Genomic DNA, 16,394 nt, shown 5'->3' with positions numbered 1-16,394 from the left:
CGGTGTACTGCCCGGACCTCGTGCGGCTGATCGGGCACGTGCGGTCGCGCGTGGCGGCGGACCTGGCGGCGCTGGCGTGACGGTCGGGCGCACGCGCCGCGGACCCCGCACCACCGCGCCGTCACCCGGTGGGCACCTCCGCCCACACCACCTTGCGGTCCTCGTGGTGGTCGAACCCCCAGCGCACGGACAGCCGGTTGACCAGCAGCAGCCCGGCGCCCGCGGTCGGGTCGTCCGGTCTGCCCAGCACCGGCAGCAGGCTGGGACTGCGGTCCTCCACCTCGACCCGCACGACCTGCCGTTCGTCGACCCGCAGCAACCGCACCCGCCAGGGCCCCTCGGCGTGCCGCCGCGCGTTGCCCACCAGTTCGGTGGCGATCGACGCGAGCTCGGCGACGCGGTGCCCGTTCACCTCATAAGCGACCTGTCGCACCCAACCGGCGATGCCGTCGGGTGTTTGGACGCCGCCCAGCTCCAGGTCGAGCCCGTCGTCAGGCAGGTCCACCATGTTCATCGCACGCTCCTCCGGCACCCTGTCTGCTCAAGGCGCACGCACGAGGTAACCGTTCGCCGGCCGGGTCAAACCACGATCTCCATCACGTTCCGACGACCACCCGTGTTGACGCTCCGTGGCGAACCGGTCCTGCCCGGTAGGCTGGCCCGACGATCTTGCCCCCGACGCGGGAGGTCCACGGGTGGTCGGCGAAGAGCGGGCGGCGCGCAACGAGTTCGGCGGGTCGGCCCACGCGGTGGTGCAGGCCGGCGAGATCAACGGCGGGGTGCACTTCCACGGCGTCCCCTGGCCGCCCACGAACGTTCCGCACCAGCTGCCGCCGCCCGTCGACCTGGTCAACCAGGTGCGCGTGCTGGCCGAGCTGGAGCGGGGCATCGCCGACCGGCCGCCGTTGGACGAGCCGGTGGTCAAGGTCGTGCTCGGGCCGCGGGGCAGCGGCAAGTCGACCGTGGCCACCGCCTGGCTGCACGACGTCCGCGACCGGTTCCCCGACGGCCAGCTGTACGCGACGCTCGGCGCGTGGAGCGATCAGCAGGTCGCGCCGCGCGAGGTGCTGGGCGAGTTCCTGGTGTCGCTCGGCGTGCGCCGCGAGAACCTGCCCGCGGACCTGGCGTCGCGGGCGGCGATGTTCCGCTCGGTCACGCACGGGCTGTCGCTGGCGGTGTTCCTCGACGACGTCGTCTCGCCCGCCCAGGTCCGTTCCCTGCTGCCCGGCCCCGGCGGCTCGGTCGTGCTCGTCACCGGTCACGGCGCGTTCGGGGTGCTGGCCCGGCAACGGGCCACGTTGATCGACATCGATCCGCTCGAACCGGACATGGCGGTGGAGCTGCTGCGCCAGTTCGCCGGCGACCGGGTGCGCGACGACGCGGACGCGCTGCACGAGGTGCTGGAGCTGTGCTCGGGCCTGCCCGTGGCGCTGTGCCTGATCGGCGGGATGCTCGCGGAGCGGCCGACGTCGTCGGTCGCCGACCTGCTCGAGGAGCTGGCCGACCCGGAAGCCGGCCTCACCTCGGTGGCGGTCGGCGACGAGCCGACGCTCGGCTCGCTGTTCGACGCCACCTACGCCCGCCTGAGCCCGCTCGCCCGGACCGCGTACCGGGTGCTGGGCGCGCATCCGGGCACCGGTGACGTGTCGGTCGCGGCCTTGGCGGCGGGTATGGGCGTCGGCGAGGTGAAGGCCCGCCGCGCGGCGCACGAGCTGGTGTCGCTGAGGGTGGCGGAGGACCCGGTCGCCGGTCGGCTGGTGGTGCACAACCTCCTGCGCGGGCACGCGGCGCGGGTCGGCGAGGTCCTCGACCGGGCCGAGCGCGACGCCGTCCGGCGGCGGTTGGCCGACTGGTACGTCACCGGCGCGGTCACCGCCGAAGCCGCCGTGATGGGGCAGCGGGTGTGGCGGCGCAAGCTGTTCCCCGACGTCCGGCCGTCGGCGGGCCACACCGCCGAGGCCGACCCGCGCGGGTGGCTGGAACGCGAGCGGGCGAACCTGCGCGCCGTGACGACCGCGTGCTACGAGGACGGCGCGCTCGACGCGGTCGTGGTGCTGAGCCTGGTGCTGTGGGCGTTGTACGAGCCGGGCAAGTACTACGACGACCTGCTGGCCACGAACGAACTCGGCGTGCGCGCGGCGGAGCACTCGGCCGCCGACGTGGCGCGGGCGGTGTTGCTGACCCAGCTGGGGTTCGCCTACCTGCACCTCGGCGACACCGACGCGGCGATCACCCGGTGTTCGTCGGCGATCGACCTCGCCCGGCGGGTCGGAGACGTCGAGGCCGAGGCGACCGCGCTGGAGTGCGCCGGGTTGGCCCGACTGGCTCGCGGTGAGTCGGACGAGGCGCGGGCGGTGCTGCGGCGGAACCTGGAGCTGGCCGAGTCGGTCGGCGACCCGCGTCGGCTCGCGCTCGCGCGGTTCCACCTGGCCAAGGCCGAGCCGCCGGAGGCGGCCGTCGAGCTGCTGGACCAGGCGTTGGCGGGGTTCCGCGGGTTGGCCGCGCCGGAGCCGCGCAACGTCGCCAAGATCATGCTGTGGCAGGGGCGCAAGCTCGGCGAGTCGGGGTCGACCGGGCGGGCGCGAGAACTCCTGGAGCGGGCCAGGGCGATCACGGTCGAGCAGAACTGGTCGTTCGACCAGGCCCAGGTGCTCGACGCGCTCGGTGACCTGGAGCGCGGTGAGGCCGCGAAGGCGTACTACGAGCAGGCGATGGCGTTGTACGCCGAGCACGGGTTCGTCACCGCCATGGCCGCCACCGCTCAGCGGCTGGCCGCCTTGAGCTGACGCACCTCGGCGGTGTGCTCCTCACCGCCCAGCACCACGGTGACGCGTGCGGGGACCGCGGTGGCCGCGAGGTGCCAGGCGTGCACGACCGACGCCCACACCCGTCCGGCCGGTGCGGGACCGGTGAAGCCCAGGAGCGCGCCGTCGCGCGTGCCGACGAGCCACCGCCCGGAGTGGTCGGGCATGGACGCCGACCCGAGACCCGGCAACGCGTCGAACATCGCCGCGATCCACCGCTCCGCGTCGCCGGCATCGTCCTGGATCACGATCTCCGCGCTCTCCAGCACCGCGGCGTCCGGGGTGTCGACACCGACCACCAGGTGGCTGTGCGGCGGCGAAGCACGACGCAGGTCGACGGGGAAGCGGACCACCCGGGCCCGGTCGGGCGCGTCCAGCTCGACCGCGACCCACTGGTGCACCACCGGTGGTGCGTCCACCCGTGCGACGGGAATCGTGCGGACTCCCGGCTCGTCGAGCGGTTCGGCGAGGCGCAGCCGGCGGTAGAACTCGGTGCGCAGCAACGTCGCGGCCCGCCCCGGCGCCGAGCTGACCAGGGCGGCGATCGCCGCGAGGTCGTCGCTCACCCCGGCCGAGTCGAGTTGGACGCGCAGCGGTCGGTCGAGGGTGAGCCGGTCGGCTTTGTCGATGAAGCGACCCACGGCCGACGCGGGGTCCACGGCGTTGTGAGCAGCGGCTGCCAGCAGAACCGGCACACCCAGGGCCGCGCCGTAGAACGTGACGGAGCCGTGGTCGCCGACCACCACGTCCGCCGCGACGAGAGCGGCACGCCACCCCTCTTCCGGCGGCAGCACCACGACCCCGGCCCGTTCGCACTCGTCCAGCCACATCCGGATCTGCCACGGCGAGTGGCCGAACCAGGTGTTCGGGTGCAGCGCCAGCGCGATCCGGTACTCGTCCAGCGGGAGCTCCAGCCGCAGCCGGCGCACCACGTCCGACGCCTGGTCGTACAGGCTGCCCGGGCCCCACGTCGAGGACACGACCACCAGGCGTTGACCGCGCCCGACGCCCAGCGCCGCCCGGTACGTCTCGCGCAGCGGCGTGCTGGCCAGCATCCGGTCGAAGCACGGATCGCCCGCGACGACCGCCGCCGGAACGGCCTGCGGGCAGCTCGACCGCAGCCGGTCCAGCTGTTCGGTGTGCGAGAGGATCACGCTCGACGGGATCAGCCGACCGCGGTGGGTCAGCCATTCGGGAGACAACCCGAAAACCGGTTTCCGATCCCCGACTTCCAAGTACTTGTTGTAGCCCATGCCGTGCGGCAACACCGCGAGCGGTGCGCGCAGCCGTTCCAGCGGGCCGCCGTAGCTGGACGCGATGGCCAGGTCGAACCGCGTCCGCTCAGCCTGCGCCCAGTCGATCGTCAGCACGCCGAGGTCGGCCAGGTGCTCGGCCGTGCCGGGCGTGAACGCGGACGACCCCGTGCAGGCGAACAGCACCTGGACCCTCGGGTCGGTGGCGATCAGCGGCAGCACGTCGAACAGGCGCGTCGCCGAGGTCACGTTGTGCACGACGCCCAGCACGAGCTTCTCCGCCCGACGGGTGGCCCACCTGGTGGTGACCGGCCGATCCGGGACCACCGTCCACCGCTCGTCGAACACGAGGCGCGATCTTATCCGCTGTTAGGCTCCGCCCGTGCTGACGGAGATCGACATCGCCCTGGACGACGGCCGCACGCTGCACGCGTACGACACCGGCGCGGGCGATCTCGCCGTCATCTGGCACCACGGCACGCCGAACATCGGCGCGCCTCCCGCGCCGCTCTTCCCCGCCGCCGAACGGCTCGGCCTCCGCTGGGTGTCCTACGACCGCCCCGGCTACGGCGGGTCGACGCCGAACCCCGGTCGGGACATCGCCTCAGCCGCGACCTGCACCGCCGCCGTCGCCGACGCGTTGGGCCTCGACCGGTTCGCCGTGGTGGGGTACTCCGGCGGCGGGCCGCACGCCCTGGCGTGTGCCGCGCTGCTTCCGCACCGGGTGCTCGGCGTGGTCAGCCTGGCCGGGCTCGCGCCCTTCCGCGCGGACGGGCTCGACTGGTTCGCGGGCATGGCGGCCTCGGGCGTGGCGTCCTTGCGCGCGGCGGAGGCCGGGCGTGCGGTGAAGGAGCGGTTCGAGGCGTCGGGCGTCGGGTACGACCCCGAGTTCACCGAGGCGGACTTCGCCGCCCTCGCCGGCGAGTGGTCGTGGTTCGACGAGGTCGTGGGCCCGGCCGTGCGGGCGGGACGGCCGGACGCGTGGATCGACGACGACCTGGCCTACGTCAACCCGTGGGGGTTCGACCCCGCCGACGTGACCGCGCCGGTGCTCCTGCTGCACGGTCTGCGTGACCGCGTCGTGCCCAGCTCGCACGCCGAGTGGCTGGCCCGCCGGTGCCCCGCGGCCGAACTGCGGCTCTCGCCGGAGGACGGCCACGTCTCGATCGTCACGTCCGCTCCGTCGGCGTTGGACTGGCTGCGCGAGCGGGCGTAGTCGACGCCGGCGCGAGTTCCTGCGCCAACTCCACCGCGGCCCGCGCCGGGTCGCCGCCGAAGCGGCTGGGGAACGCGTCGTGCACCCGCCAGCCCGCGCCGCGCAGGGCACGCCAGCGGGCGAGGTGCGCCGCGGCGCCGTCCGGGTGCGGCCGGGTGTCCAGGGCCACGGCCGACCCGCGTTCGCCCACCACGAGGTCGACCCGCCACTGGCCGACCGGGTAGCCGGTGCGCGCCGCCAGGCCGAGCCCGGTCAGCTCCGCCGCCAACCGCGCGGTCCACTCGTCGGACGGCGCGACGCCCTCGGTCTCGGTCGGCGGGACCTCGGCGTGCCGCAGGTACTCGCCGAGGAGCCCGACCGGCTCGGCGGCCGACGTGATGACGTGCACCAGCCGTCGCGCCCGCGTGGTGAGCACGGCCAGCAGGTTGCGGTCGTTGGCGAACCGCCAGGCCGCCGGCCGGTCGGCGTCGGTCAACGCCAGGCTGATCACGACCTCGTCGAACTCCGAGCCCTGCACGCCGTGCACGGTGCCGACCCGCACCCCACCCGTGGTGATCTCCTCCAGGCTGAGCCGGTCGAGCAGGGCCTGTTCCAGCGCGTCCGCCTGCGCCCGGAACGGCGTCACGACGCCGATCGAGCGGACGCCGGCGGCGATGCGGCGACGCAGGTGCGCGAGCACCGCGTCCACCTCGACCTCGTTCACGCCCTTGTCGTCGCGGACGCCCGCCACGTGCTCGACGTCGATGCAGTCCACGTCCGCGATCGAAGGGTGCGTGGTGAGCAGCGCGATCCGGCCCTCGTAGAACCGGGTCGCGGCGAACCCGATCAGGTGCGGCGCGCAGCGGTGGTGCTCGGTCAGCCAGTGCACGCCGGCCGCCGCCGCGCCCGCGTCGAACAGGCTGACCTTCGGCACGTCCAGCCGGTCCGCCAACGACTCCGTGCCCTCCGCGGTCAACGCCTCGCGCACGGCCTGCTCGCCGACGAACGACACGTGCCGCAGCTGACGCGGGTCGCCGCCGATCACCACCCGTCTGCCGCGCAGCAGCGCGGGCGCCGCGAGCGGCTGGTCCACGTGGCTCGCCTCGTCGATCACGACCAGGTCGAACGCGCCGGGCACGGCGGGCAGGATGTCCTCCACGTCGGCCAACGTGCCCACCCACAGCGGCAGGGCCTGCACCAGGTCCGAGGTCGAGACGTCCGCCAACGCCCGCCGCCGCGCCGCCCGGCCCGACCGCAACGCCGTCGCCAACGCCGCCACCGCCCGCCGCGGCCCCGCGCCACGACGGCTCACCGCCAGGGTGGCCAGCCACGCGGCGATCGCGGTGTGCCCGCGCGCGTCCTCCTCGGCCAGCAGCCCGCGCAGCGCGTCGAGCGACGTGCCGCCGTTCGCGGCGACCCGGACCTGCGCGGCGGACTGCTCCGCGGCCCGCACCGCCGCTTCCAGGTCCGCCAGGTCCACGTCGTCCGCCGCGCCCGTCAGCCGCCGCGCCGACCGGAGCGCCCACCGCGTCCGCCACCCGCCGAACAGCCCGTGCCGCGGGCGCAGCAGCCCGTGCAGCCGCTCGAAGTCCACACCCTCGTCGAACGCGCGAGGCGTCACGGTCCGATGCCCCGGCATCAACGCCTCGAACCGCACCGCCGCCTCGACCAGCTCCTCGTCCCGCAACGCCTCGCGCACCGCGCGCTCGATCCGCGCGACCGCCGCGACGGCGCTCTGCCTGCTCCGGTCGAGCTGGTCCAGCTCGCCCTTCACGGTGGTGGCGGCCAGCCCGGCGCTCAGGTCGCGCGCCATCTCCTGCCGCAGCTCGGAGTCGCCGAACAGCACCGGCACCGGCCCGCCCGCGCGCCGCAGCGCCTCGCCGAGCACGTCGGCGGCGTTGCGGGTCCGGCTGGCCAGCAGCACCGAACGGCCCGACGCCACCGCGTCCAGCGCGATCGCGGCCAGCGTGTGGGTCTTGCCGCTGCCGGGCGGCCCGCCGATCACGGTCACCGGCGCGGTGCGGGCCGCCACCACCGCCGCCCGCTGGCTCGGGCTCAACGGCAACGCGCCGTGCACCACGTCGTCGTGGTCGACCGCGACGTCCTCGGCCGACGAGTACAGCCCCGCCAGCGCGGTCTGCTCCACGCCGCTGCGGCGCGCCCACGTGTAGAGCGCGGCGCCACGCTCGGTGCTGACGACCGGCTCGCCGGCGTGCAGCCCGGCCCCGGCCACGACGACCAACCGGTCACCGCCGATCAGCCCGCGCGGGTCGTGCTTCGGCCCGAGCACCGGGACGTCGTCGAACCCGCTCGCGGCCAACGTCGCCTTGATCCACTCGGTGCCCTTCGCCAGCCGCGTCTCCAGCTCCGCCGCCTTGGACCAGTCGTCCAGCAACGGGAACATCCCGAGGTCACCGGCGACCTGGAACACGTAGGCGCGCCACCCCGCCGGGTGCAGCCGGACCGGCCGCGACACCAACGGCAGGCACACGCGCCTGCGCTGGCCGTTGATCGTCGTCGGTCCGCACAGGAACGCCCACCCCAGCCGCAGCAGCCGGTCTTCCTGGTGCAGCGCGTCGAACGACGCCAGCCGGTCGACGGTCGCGTGCTGGTCGGGCCGCGCGGTCCACGGCACCGGCGTCCACCTCGGCAGCTGCCCACCTTCGGCGAGGGTGCGCCACGCGGACTCGTCGGCGCCCATCCACACCAGCCCGGCCGTCTTGGTCAGGTCGAGCTGCACCCGCTGCGGCTGCTCGGACGCGCTGAGCCGGGCCAGCGTGCGCAGCACTGCGGGAACGGTCACGGGGAAATCCTGCCATCCGGGTCCGACAGCGGGACCGGGATCAGGCGCGAGCGGTGAAGACCGCGAAGCTCGGGCTGCGGCGCAGCGGACCCCAGAACTCCTCACCGCGCCCGTCCTCGGGGATCACGGTGGCGTGCCGGGTGACGTCGTGCAGCCCGGCGCGGGTCAGCGCGGCCTCGACCACGCCGCCGAGCCAGTAGAACGAGTCGAAGTCGAACGGCGGCTCGCCGAGCACGCGCACCACCACCGGCTGCCGCGCGCCGGACGGCCCGGTGCGGACCACCTCGTAGCCGTAGCGGGCGTAGTCGGCGAGCACGTCCCAGTCCGGGTCGGGGTTGGGCACCAGCACGGCGAGCGTGCCGCCGGGTGCGAGGTTCGCGCGCAGGTTGCCGATCATCCGGTCGAGCGCGGCCTCGTCCTCGGCGTACCCGAGCAGCCAGATCGCGGTCACCACGTCGAAGACGCCCAGCACCGGCAACGCGTCGGCGTCGTGCCGGTGGTAGGTGATGCCGAGCGGCGCGCGGCGCTCCGCCTCTCGCGCGTGGGCGAGCATCTCGTTCGCCGAGTCGACGCCGACCACCGGGTCCGCGCCGAGGCGGCGGAACTCGCGCGGGTGGAAGCCGGTGCCGCAGGCGACGTCGAGCACCGATTTCCCGCGCAGGTCGGGCAGCGCGGCCAGGAGCGTGGCGCGTTCGGCCAACCCGGTCGGGATGTGCTTGGTGCGCTCGTAGAGCTCGCCGAGCGCGTCGTACTGGTCGTCCGATTCCGCCATGTCCGCGACCTTATGGCCGACCGTAGAGCCCGGGGTAGCCACAACCGGTGAAGTGGTCGGAGAACGGGCGGATCGCGGCCGCCAACCGGATCAGCTCGCCGTCGCGTTCCAGCGCCTGCTGGATCACCGGCTGGTGGCCCGGGTGCGCGCCGAGCACCACGATCACCTCGGCGACCTGCTCCGCCTTCACGGCCGCGCCGATCGGCGCGAGGCACTCGCGCACCGCGCAGGCGTCGGTGCGGGCGATCCGGCGGCCGAGGCCGGCCATCCGGGCGTGGTCGGCCGCCAGCGCCTGAGTGAACCCGGGCACCGCGACCTCGTCCCGCGCCAAGTCGCCGAAGTCCGCGAGCAAGGCCAGCGACAGCATCTCGTACGCGCTGCGGATCCGTTCGGCGCCGATCGACTGGGTGTCGACGCGGAATGCCCGGATCAGCCGTTCGGCGACCGCCGCCACGTCGCGGCGGCGCACGATGCCATCGGCATTGGAATCGAACAACCGGAGTCGGCGCGCAAATCTTTCGACGAGGTCACCGTCTTCCATGACCTCATTGCGATTCATAGCGCCCCCTAGAACCATGTTATGGGACCGGGAGGTCATTATCACTACCCGATGGGATGAACGCCGTCCTGCACGCGGGGGTTGTCCGTCGTCTTATCGCCTTCTTGCCGGCGTGCCGCGGGCCGCCACCCGGCCGTCGACCGCGCCGCGCAGGTCATCGCGGAAGTAGCGGTGCGACCTTGCGACAAGTGGGGGACCAGGCCGAGGACGCGGGAGGTGACGAAGCCGTGCACGGCGTCCTGGTGGCCCTGTACCGGGCGCGTCGACCCCGGCAGACTGGAGATCGGCGGCGCTTCCCCCGTTGCCCGACACAAGGGGGGACGAGCATGACCAGGTACCGGGCGGCGCTGGCCGCCGCCGCGCGAGGCTGGCCCGTGATGCCGCTGCGCCCGCACGGGAAGACGCCCGCGCTGCGCGGCTGGGACGACGAGGCGACCCTGGACCGCGACCGGATCCGGCACTGGTGGTCGCGCCGGGCCTACAACGTCGGCATCTCGTGCGGCCCGGCCGGGTTGCTGGTGGTCGACCTCGACGTGCCGCACGGCCGCGAGGCGTTCGCCCGCCGCGCCTGGCAGCACGGCGACGAGGACCCGCGCGACACCTACACGGTGGCGACGCCCAGCGGGGGAGAGCACCGCTACTTCCAGGCGCCGGACGTGCCGCTGGGCAACACCGCCGGCCGGATCGCGCCGCACGTCGACACGCGGGGCGTCGGCGGGTACGTGGTCGCCGCCGGTTCCCTGCTCTGCCACCACCGGTACCGGGTGCTGCGCGACGCGCCGGTCGCGCCCGCGCCCGGGTGGCTGGTCGCCGTGCTGACCCCGCCGCCGCGCGAGGACCTGCCGATCCCGACCCAGCGGTCCTCGCCGCGCCGGGTCGACGCCTACCGCGCCGCGGTGGTGGAAGGCGAGGCCGAACGCGTGCGCGAAGCCCGCCCCGGCGCACGCGCGCACATCGTGTTCACCGCGGCGTGCCGGCTCGGCGAGCTGGTCGGCGCGGGCTGGTTGGACGAGACCACCGCGATGGCGGTGCTGCTGGCCGCCGCCGCGAGGCACAACGGCATCGAGGGCTGGACCGAGCGCGAAGCGCTGCACCACGTGGAGAACGGCATCGCGCTGGGTCGCCGGCGGCCTCGCGTGCTGCGGTGACGCCCGACCACCGGGCCGGCGCGGAGGTCACTCCGGCACGTCGAGCCCGTCGCGGTCGGCCCACTCCAGCAACGGCTCCAGCGAGAACACCGCGTCGTCGATCCCGGCGTGCAGGTCGCCCAGCTCCGCGAACCGGGCGGGCACCGTGGCGATGGTGAAGTCACGCGGGTCCAGCGAGTCGATCTCGTCCCACCGCACGGGCGTGGACACGGTCGCCTCCGGCACGCCGCGCACCGAGTACGCGCTGGCGATCGTGTGGTCGCGGGCGTTCTGGTTGTAGTCGACGAACAGGCTGCGCGGGTCGCGGTCGCGCCGCCACCAGGCCGTGGTCACGTCGTCGGGCGCGCGCCGCTCCACCTCGCGGGCGAACGCCAGCGCCGCCCGCCGCACGTCGGCGAAACCCCACTCCGGCTTGATCCGCACGTAGATGTGCAGCCCGGACCCGCCCGAGGTCTTCGGCCAGCCCACCGCGCCCAAATCGGCCAGCACCTCCTGCGCCACGTGCGCGACCCGCCGCACCCGGTCGAACGGGCAGTCCGGCATCGGGTCGAGGTCGATGCGCCACTCGTCCGGCTTCTCCGTGTCGGCGCTGCGCGAGTTCCACGGGTGGAACTCCACCGTCGACATCTGCACGGCCCACACCACGTCGGCCACGTCGGTCACGCACAGCTCGTCGGCGTGCCGGTTGTACCGCGGGAAGTGCACGCGCACGGTCCGCACCCACGGCGGCGCGCCGCCGGGCAGCCGCTTCTGGTGCACCTTCTCGCCGGCCACCCCGGACGGGAAGCGGTGCATCATGCACGGCCGCTCGCGCAGCGCGCGCACGATGCCGTCGCCGACCGACAGGTAGTAGTGGGCGAGGTCGAGCTTGGTCTCCCCTCGCGCGGGGAAGTAGACGCGATCCGGGTTCGAGATCCGCACGACGCGGTCCCCGACCTCCAGCTCCACCGAAGGCACCTTTCCGGCCATGCGGGCCAACCTAACCCGGATCGCGTCGATCAGCGCGTCACCAGCCTCCTTCCGACGTTCGTGGCGGCGATCACGGCGGCCGCGACGGCGACGGCGGCGCCGACGAGGGGCACGACCGGCGCGGCCACCGCCCCGCCGAGCACACCGGAGCCCGCGATGCCCGTGTAGATGGCGGACGCGTTCAGGGCGAGCAGGAGGTTCGCCCGGTCCGGGTCCACCGCCACCAGGGCCGCGAACAGGGGCGGGTTGAACGCCCAGAACAACGCGCCCCACGCGGCCATCACGACGAACGCCGTCAGCCCGGTCAGCATCGTCGGCAGCACCACGAGCACCGCCGCGCAGCCGCCCAGCGCCACCAGCAACGGCGTGCGCGGCCCGTGGCGGTCCGCCGCGACCCCGCCGATCGCGTTGCCCAGCACACCCCCGACGCCGTAGGCGAGCAGGTGACCGCCGTCGGGCGGGTGGCCGGTGATCGGGCCCAGGTAGCCGTAGACGCTGAACGTGGCCAGGCAGGCCAGCAGCGACACGGCCAGCAGCCGTTGCACGGGCGGGTCGGCCAGCGGCGCGAGCCGTTGGCGGAACCCGACCGCCGGTCCCGGGCGCACCGGCGGCACGGCCGACCGCACCACCAGCGCCGCGACCACGCACAACACTGCCACCAGCACGAACGCCGCCCGGTAGCCGTGCCGGTCGGCGACGAACCGCCCGGCGGGCACGCCCAGCAGCGTGGCCGCGGTCAGGCCCGCCGTCACCACCGCCATCGCCTTGGCCCTGTGGCCGGGGTTGAGCTGGGCGGCGACCGCCGTGGCCGCCGGGGTGGCCAGCGCCGCGCCGCACGCAGTGAGCACGCGGGCCGCCAGCAGCAGGTCCAACGTCGGCGCCAGCGCCGCGCCGACGTTGCCCAGCGCGGCGACCAGCAGCGCGGTCACCAGCAGGCCACGCCGTTCGAACCGCGCGGTGAGCATCGCCAGCACGGGTGAACCGACCGCGTAGGCGAGGGCGAACGCGGTGATCGTCCCGCCCGCCGCGGCCGTGGTGACGCCGTGGTCGGCGGCCACCTCGGTCAACACCGCCGCGACCACGTACCCGCTGGAACCCGCCGCCACGGTCGTCGCGGCGAGCGCGGCGGTCCGGGCGCGCATCAGGACACCAGTCGGGGCGGCGCCGGGGTCAGGTGGGTGGTCAGGTCGGGTGGGCGGCGGCCGGTGAACGCCACCCGGTAGACGGTCTCCCGCACGAGGGCCACGGGTCTGCCCGCGCTGAGCAGGGTGGCCTGGCACCACAGGGCGGGCACGTCGTCGGGGTCGTCGGGCAACGGGTCGGCGAAGTCGGGGTCGTCGGGCGCACGGGTGGTGGTGGCGTAGTGGGTGGCCCGGTGGGCGCCGGTGACCAGCACGCCGAGCGGGGTGTAGCCGCGGGCGAGCTCGTCGCGGGCGGGCTCGTCCAGTTCGAGGCCGCGCTGGTGCACCAGCGCGGTGATCGCGGCGAGGCGCGGGCCGTGGTCGCCGAGGTGGGGCACGAGGTAGCCCTCGCGCCTGGTCACCACCGCGTGCGGCGGTAAGCCGAGCAGGTGGGCCTGTCGGGGGGTGAGGTGGTGCCGGGTGTCGGGTTGCCGGGGGTCGCGGCGCAGGCGGTAGCCCACCCACAGGGACAGCACGCGGGTGAAGGGGACGGGTACGTCGCGCAGGAACCTGGCCATGGTCTCGGCCCGGGCGCCTGCCTCGTCCGCGTGCTCGGCGGGTACGGAGTGGATCATCGGGGTGCACCTTCCGGTGAGGCCGCACACGTCGTTGTGCGGGCGTCGGTGCGATGGACCCACGATGAGGCCGCATTGATGCGGAAACATCGGTTGGGTGACGGAGAAGATCGCGCACGCGCGGGGCCGTCCGCACGACGTGCCGGGAGCATGGGCCCGGCGGGGTACGCGCGCGGCGGGACTGACCCGGTAGCGGTAGGCGAAAAGCGCATACCCGAGGCGATGACCGCGACCGCCCGGACGGCCAACCTTGGTGTCGTCACATCGGTCGTTCGGGGAGGGAGCGCCGTGATCGCGGTAGCGACAATCATCGGCAGTGCGGGCGTGGTCCTGCTCATGGTCGGACTCGTGGGCGGGGGATTCACCTTTTCGGGCGGATCGATGCCGCGGGTCGACAAGGCGTCGAGGAAGCCGTGCCTCGCGGTCGGCGGCGTGTTGGTGCTGTTGTCCGTGGGGATGGCGGTCACCGCCGAGCTGAGGTCCGTGCCCGCCGGCCTCGCGTCGGCCGTCTCGGCAGTAGCGAGGTGACGGGAATCCGGTCGTAACGTTCACCCTCCGAGATGGGACAACTACGGTGAATGATCGATGTGGACTGAACCGGGTAATGCATACCGCCACATGGCCCACATCAGGTACAGGGAAGGGGTAAGCCGTGGACTGGTCCTGTCCCGGAGTGGTGTCGATCCAGCGGATCGCCGCCGGCGACGCGGTCGACCGGCACCTGTCATGGGCGGTCCTGGTCACCAACGACCTCGTCGTCGCACCCGCGCCGCTCGACTGGTTGCGCGACCCGGAGGTCGACTTCGAGGTGCTCGTCGCCTCGGCCCGGCGCGCCGGACCGGGCGTGGTGGAGCGAATCCGGGTGCGGCGAGCGGACGTCGTCGGGCTCGACGGGGCACCGGGCGGAGCCGCCGCCATCCTGCGGTTGGCGCACCGCTCGCGCCACCGACCGCACGCCGGCGAGTTCGAGCGCGACGAGTTCGAGGCCGTCCTCGCCGGGGAGACCGGCGAGGTCGACATCTGGCGGGCGCTGGTCGCGGTGGGCGCCGTGCCGGGAGACCTGCTCGACCGGGAGGTGGTGCCGGTCCTCGGTGCGGTGGCCTCCTGGGAGCGGGCACGCCGGGCGGGCTCGGTCCACGAGCGCCTCTCTTCGCCGCGTGAGCTGGTCGGCTCGTGGTGCTGCGTGTTCAAGTGCTGTGACGACTGCGTCGGGAGTTGGTCGTGATGGCCGCGCTCCGCCTGCCCGGCCGGGTCGTCCTGGTGGACGGGGTGGTCGCGCTGCTCGTGTGCGGGCTCGACCTGCTCATGTCCTGGAGCCCCGGCCGCGACGCCGAGTTCGGCACCTGGGTCGCACCCGTGTACGCCGCGGTCGGCTACCTCGCGCTGGCCGTGCGTCGACGCCACCCGATCCCGGTGTTCTGCGTCATGGCGCTGCACAGCGTGACCGCCGCACTGATCTTCCACGCCTACATCCCCAACCTCGGCGTCTGGGTGGCCCTCTACACGGTCGCGCAGCGGTGCGAGTCGAGGAGCGCGCTCGCCTGCCTGTTCGCCGCGGCGGTCCCGGCGGCGGTCAACGTGGTCCACACGGTCAGCCGACAACCGCCCACGAACCGGGTGGACGCGCTGATCGGTGTGACCTCGGCGCTCGTCGTGTTCAACGGCGCCGCGTTCGGCATCGGCCGGTGGGTGGGGTGGAGCCTGCGGCAGCGCCGGATCGAGGCGGAGCGCGCCGCGGCGGACGCGGTGGCCGACGAGCGGTCGCGGATCGCGCGCGACCTGCACGACGTGGTCGCGCACGCGGTCACCCTGATGCTGTTGCAGGCCGGGGGAGCGGCGCGGTTCATCCGGGCCGACCCCGAGCGCGCGCGGCAGGCGCTCGGGCACGTGGACGCGTTGGGTCAGCAGGCGATAGTCGAGCTGCGGCGCATGTTGGGCCTCATGCGTCCCGAACTCGGGGGCGCACCCGGCGGGCCGTCGTCGCTGGGTGGCTTGGGCCGGCTCGACGACCTGGTGGCGAGCACGCAGACCGACGACCTGCGGGTCGAACTGACCCGGACGGGTGAGGAGTACCCGCTGGAACCGGGGGTGGACCTGTGCGGTTACCGGATCGTGCAGGAGGCGCTGACCAACGCCACCCGCTACGCCCGACCGGGCACCACCGTCCACGTGACGGTCGAGTGGCGGCCCACGACCGTCGAGCTGGCCGTCGTCAACCACGTGGCGGGGCGACCCTCCCGGGCCCTGGCGACCGGGCACGGGGTGCTCGGGATGCGGGAACGGGCGCGGGCGATCGGTGGCTGCCTCACCGCGGGCGTCGAAGCCGACGGGACCTTCGCGGTGCGCGCCACGCTGCCCACCGGAGGCCGGCTCGCCGTCGGCTCACCCGCGACCGCCGGAGGCCTCGGTGGGTGACCACGAGCCGATCCGGGTGCTCGTCGCCGACGACGAGCCGCTCGTGCGCGCCGGACTGGCCATGCTCATCGACGCCGAGGAGGACCTGGTCGTCGTCGGCCAGGCCGGCAACGGGTTCGACGCGGTGGAACTGGCCCGCACCGCGCGACCCGACGTCGTGGTGATGGACGTCCGCATGCCCGGCAGCGACGGCGTGTACGCGACCCGGCACCTGGTCTCCGAGGAGTTCGTGGTCGATCAGGCCTTCACCACCGCCGTGCTCATGCTCACGACGTTCAACGACGACACGGCCGTGCACGACGCGCTGCGGGCGGGGGCCTCCGGGTTCTTGCTCAAGAACACCGCGCCGAGCGCGCTGTGCGAAGCCGTGCGCCACGTCGCCGCCGGGCACGCGTGGCTCGACCCCGTGGTGGCACGCCGGCTGCTCGCGGAGTTCGCGTCCCGGCCGGACTGCGCGCTGCCCGTGCCCGCCGAGCTGGCGCGACTGACCCTCCGGGAAACCGAGGTGCTGATCCTCGCGGCGCACGGGCTGCCCAACGCCGAGATCGCCGCCCACCTCGTGATCAGCGAGGCGACGGTCAAGACCCACGTCTCCAGGGTGCTGACCAAGCTGGACCTGCGCGACCGGTCGCAGGCGGTCGCCACGGCCTACAAGTGCGGGCTCGTCCACCCCGACGACCGCCCGCCGCACCGCGCCCGCTGACCTCCGCCCCACCGCGC

Annotated in this window: 15 protein-coding genes; 7 read left to right on the top strand and 8 right to left on the bottom strand. The window is 74.2% G+C overall.

What is annotated here, in order from left to right; genetic code table 11:
- Positions 1-121: 121 nt before the first annotated feature.
- Positions 122-514, bottom strand: coding sequence for an ATP-binding protein (locus AB0I91_RS38360; RefSeq protein ID WP_498781577.1), 393 nt, complete (start codon positions 512-514; stop codon positions 122-124).
- Between the two features lie 181 nt (positions 515-695).
- Between AB0I91_RS38360 and AB0I91_RS38355 the strand changes: the two genes are divergently transcribed.
- The gene (locus AB0I91_RS38355; protein ID WP_499616306.1) at positions 696-2,786 is read left to right on the top strand and encodes a tetratricopeptide repeat protein; all 2,091 of its coding nucleotides are present in this window, start codon (positions 696-698) and stop codon (positions 2,784-2,786) included.
- Here AB0I91_RS38355 and AB0I91_RS38350 read toward each other — a convergent pair.
- Positions 2,762-4,405 carry a hypothetical protein gene (locus AB0I91_RS38350; RefSeq protein ID WP_499641246.1) on the bottom strand — a complete coding sequence of 548 codons (1,644 nt, stop codon included), beginning with the start codon at positions 4,403-4,405 and terminating at the stop codon, positions 2,762-2,764. The two genes, AB0I91_RS38355 and AB0I91_RS38350, sit on opposite strands and share 25 nt — an antisense overlap.
- 34 nt (positions 4,406-4,439) lie before the next feature.
- Here AB0I91_RS38350 and AB0I91_RS38345 point away from each other — a divergent pair, with 34 nt between their 5' ends.
- The gene (locus AB0I91_RS38345) at positions 4,440-5,273 is read left to right on the top strand and encodes an alpha/beta fold hydrolase (RefSeq protein ID WP_499641244.1); all 834 of its coding nucleotides are present in this window, start codon (positions 4,440-4,442) and stop codon (positions 5,271-5,273) included.
- Here the strand turns inward: AB0I91_RS38345 and AB0I91_RS38340 are convergent.
- Genes AB0I91_RS38340 through AB0I91_RS38330 form a run of 3 tightly spaced genes read right to left on the bottom strand, consistent with a single transcriptional unit; the run spans position 5,227 to position 9,386 of the window.
- The gene (locus tag AB0I91_RS38340) at positions 5,227-8,055 is read right to left on the bottom strand and encodes a DEAD/DEAH box helicase (protein ID WP_499641242.1); all 2,829 of its coding nucleotides are present in this window, start codon (positions 8,053-8,055) and stop codon (positions 5,227-5,229) included. The two genes, AB0I91_RS38345 and AB0I91_RS38340, sit on opposite strands and share 47 nt — an antisense overlap.
- 40 nt (positions 8,056-8,095) lie before the next feature.
- A complete protein-coding gene (locus AB0I91_RS38335; protein WP_499641240.1) occupies positions 8,096-8,827 on the bottom strand; it encodes a class I SAM-dependent methyltransferase in 732 nt (243 codons plus the stop codon).
- 10 nt (positions 8,828-8,837) lie between these two features.
- Entirely contained in the window at positions 8,838-9,386 is a 549-nt protein-coding gene (locus AB0I91_RS38330; RefSeq protein ID WP_499616292.1) for a hypothetical protein, read from the bottom strand.
- Between the two features lie 326 nt (positions 9,387-9,712).
- Here AB0I91_RS38330 and AB0I91_RS38325 point away from each other — a divergent pair, with 326 nt between their 5' ends.
- Positions 9,713-10,534, top strand: coding sequence for a bifunctional DNA primase/polymerase (locus tag AB0I91_RS38325; protein WP_499641238.1), 822 nt, complete (start codon positions 9,713-9,715; stop codon positions 10,532-10,534).
- Between the two features lie 27 nt (positions 10,535-10,561).
- Here the strand turns inward: AB0I91_RS38325 and ligD are convergent, their stop codons facing one another.
- Genes ligD through AB0I91_RS38310 form a run of 3 tightly spaced genes read right to left on the bottom strand, consistent with a single transcriptional unit; the run spans position 10,562 to position 13,259 of the window.
- Positions 10,562-11,503: a non-homologous end-joining DNA ligase gene (gene ligD / locus AB0I91_RS38320; protein WP_499616289.1), complete on the bottom strand. Its 942-nt coding sequence runs from the start codon at positions 11,501-11,503 to the stop codon at positions 10,562-10,564.
- Between the two features lie 29 nt (positions 11,504-11,532).
- Positions 11,533-12,645 carry an MFS transporter gene (locus tag AB0I91_RS38315; protein WP_499641236.1) on the bottom strand — a complete coding sequence of 371 codons (1,113 nt, stop codon included), beginning with the start codon at positions 12,643-12,645 and terminating at the stop codon, positions 11,533-11,535.
- Positions 12,645-13,259, bottom strand: coding sequence for a hypothetical protein (locus tag AB0I91_RS38310; RefSeq protein WP_498781563.1), 615 nt, complete (start codon positions 13,257-13,259; stop codon positions 12,645-12,647). Before AB0I91_RS38310 ends, AB0I91_RS38315 begins: the two co-directional genes overlap by 1 nt.
- 222 nt (positions 13,260-13,481) lie before the next feature.
- On the opposite strand from AB0I91_RS38310, the gene AB0I91_RS38305 reads away from it, so the two are divergent.
- The 4 genes from AB0I91_RS38305 to AB0I91_RS38290 all read left to right on the top strand — a co-directional run bounded on the left by AB0I91_RS38305 (position 13,482) and on the right by AB0I91_RS38290 (position 16,377).
- On the top strand, positions 13,482-13,787 hold the full coding sequence (locus AB0I91_RS38305) for a hypothetical protein (RefSeq protein WP_499641234.1): 306 nt from the start codon (positions 13,482-13,484) through the stop codon (positions 13,785-13,787).
- A gap of 124 nt (positions 13,788-13,911) precedes the next feature.
- Positions 13,912-14,484: a hypothetical protein gene (locus AB0I91_RS38300; protein WP_498781559.1), complete on the top strand. Its 573-nt coding sequence runs from the start codon at positions 13,912-13,914 to the stop codon at positions 14,482-14,484.
- A complete protein-coding gene (locus AB0I91_RS38295) occupies positions 14,484-15,674 on the top strand; it encodes a sensor histidine kinase (RefSeq protein WP_499641232.1) in 1,191 nt (396 codons plus the stop codon). The genes AB0I91_RS38300 and AB0I91_RS38295 overlap by 1 nt, the downstream gene beginning before the upstream one ends.
- Positions 15,667-16,377: a response regulator gene (locus tag AB0I91_RS38290; protein ID WP_498781557.1), complete on the top strand. Its 711-nt coding sequence runs from the start codon at positions 15,667-15,669 to the stop codon at positions 16,375-16,377. Before AB0I91_RS38295 ends, AB0I91_RS38290 begins: the two co-directional genes overlap by 8 nt.
- Positions 16,378-16,394 lie beyond the last annotated feature (17 nt).

It is taken from the genome of Actinosynnema sp. NPDC049800, assembly GCF_040656635.1.
Lineage (GTDB): Bacteria > Actinomycetota > Actinomycetes > Mycobacteriales > Pseudonocardiaceae > Actinosynnema.
The sequence above is the reverse complement of the archived record's forward strand: the minus strand, read 5'-3'. Positions and strand labels throughout refer to the sequence as shown.

Coding starts and splice junctions, on each gene's coding strand:
- AB0I91_RS38360 (WP_498781577.1), bottom strand. CDS start 514: ATGAACATGGTGGACCTGCCTGACGACGGGCTCGACCTGGAGCTGGGC.
- AB0I91_RS38335 (WP_499641240.1), bottom strand. CDS start 8,827: ATGGCGGAATCGGACGACCAGTACGACGCGCTCGGCGAGCTCTACGAG.
- AB0I91_RS38330 (WP_499616292.1), bottom strand. CDS start 9,386: ATGAATCGCAATGAGGTCATGGAAGACGGTGACCTCGTCGAAAGATTT.
- AB0I91_RS38325 (WP_499641238.1), top strand. CDS start 9,713: ATGACCAGGTACCGGGCGGCGCTGGCCGCCGCCGCGCGAGGCTGGCCC.
- ligD (WP_499616289.1), bottom strand. CDS start 11,503: ATGGCCGGAAAGGTGCCTTCGGTGGAGCTGGAGGTCGGGGACCGCGTC.
- AB0I91_RS38315 (WP_499641236.1), bottom strand. CDS start 12,645: ATGCGCGCCCGGACCGCCGCGCTCGCCGCGACGACCGTGGCGGCGGGT.
- AB0I91_RS38310 (WP_498781563.1), bottom strand. CDS start 13,259: ATGATCCACTCCGTACCCGCCGAGCACGCGGACGAGGCAGGCGCCCGG.
- AB0I91_RS38305 (WP_499641234.1), top strand. CDS start 13,482: ATGACCGCGACCGCCCGGACGGCCAACCTTGGTGTCGTCACATCGGTC.
- AB0I91_RS38295 (WP_499641232.1), top strand. CDS start 14,484: ATGGCCGCGCTCCGCCTGCCCGGCCGGGTCGTCCTGGTGGACGGGGTG.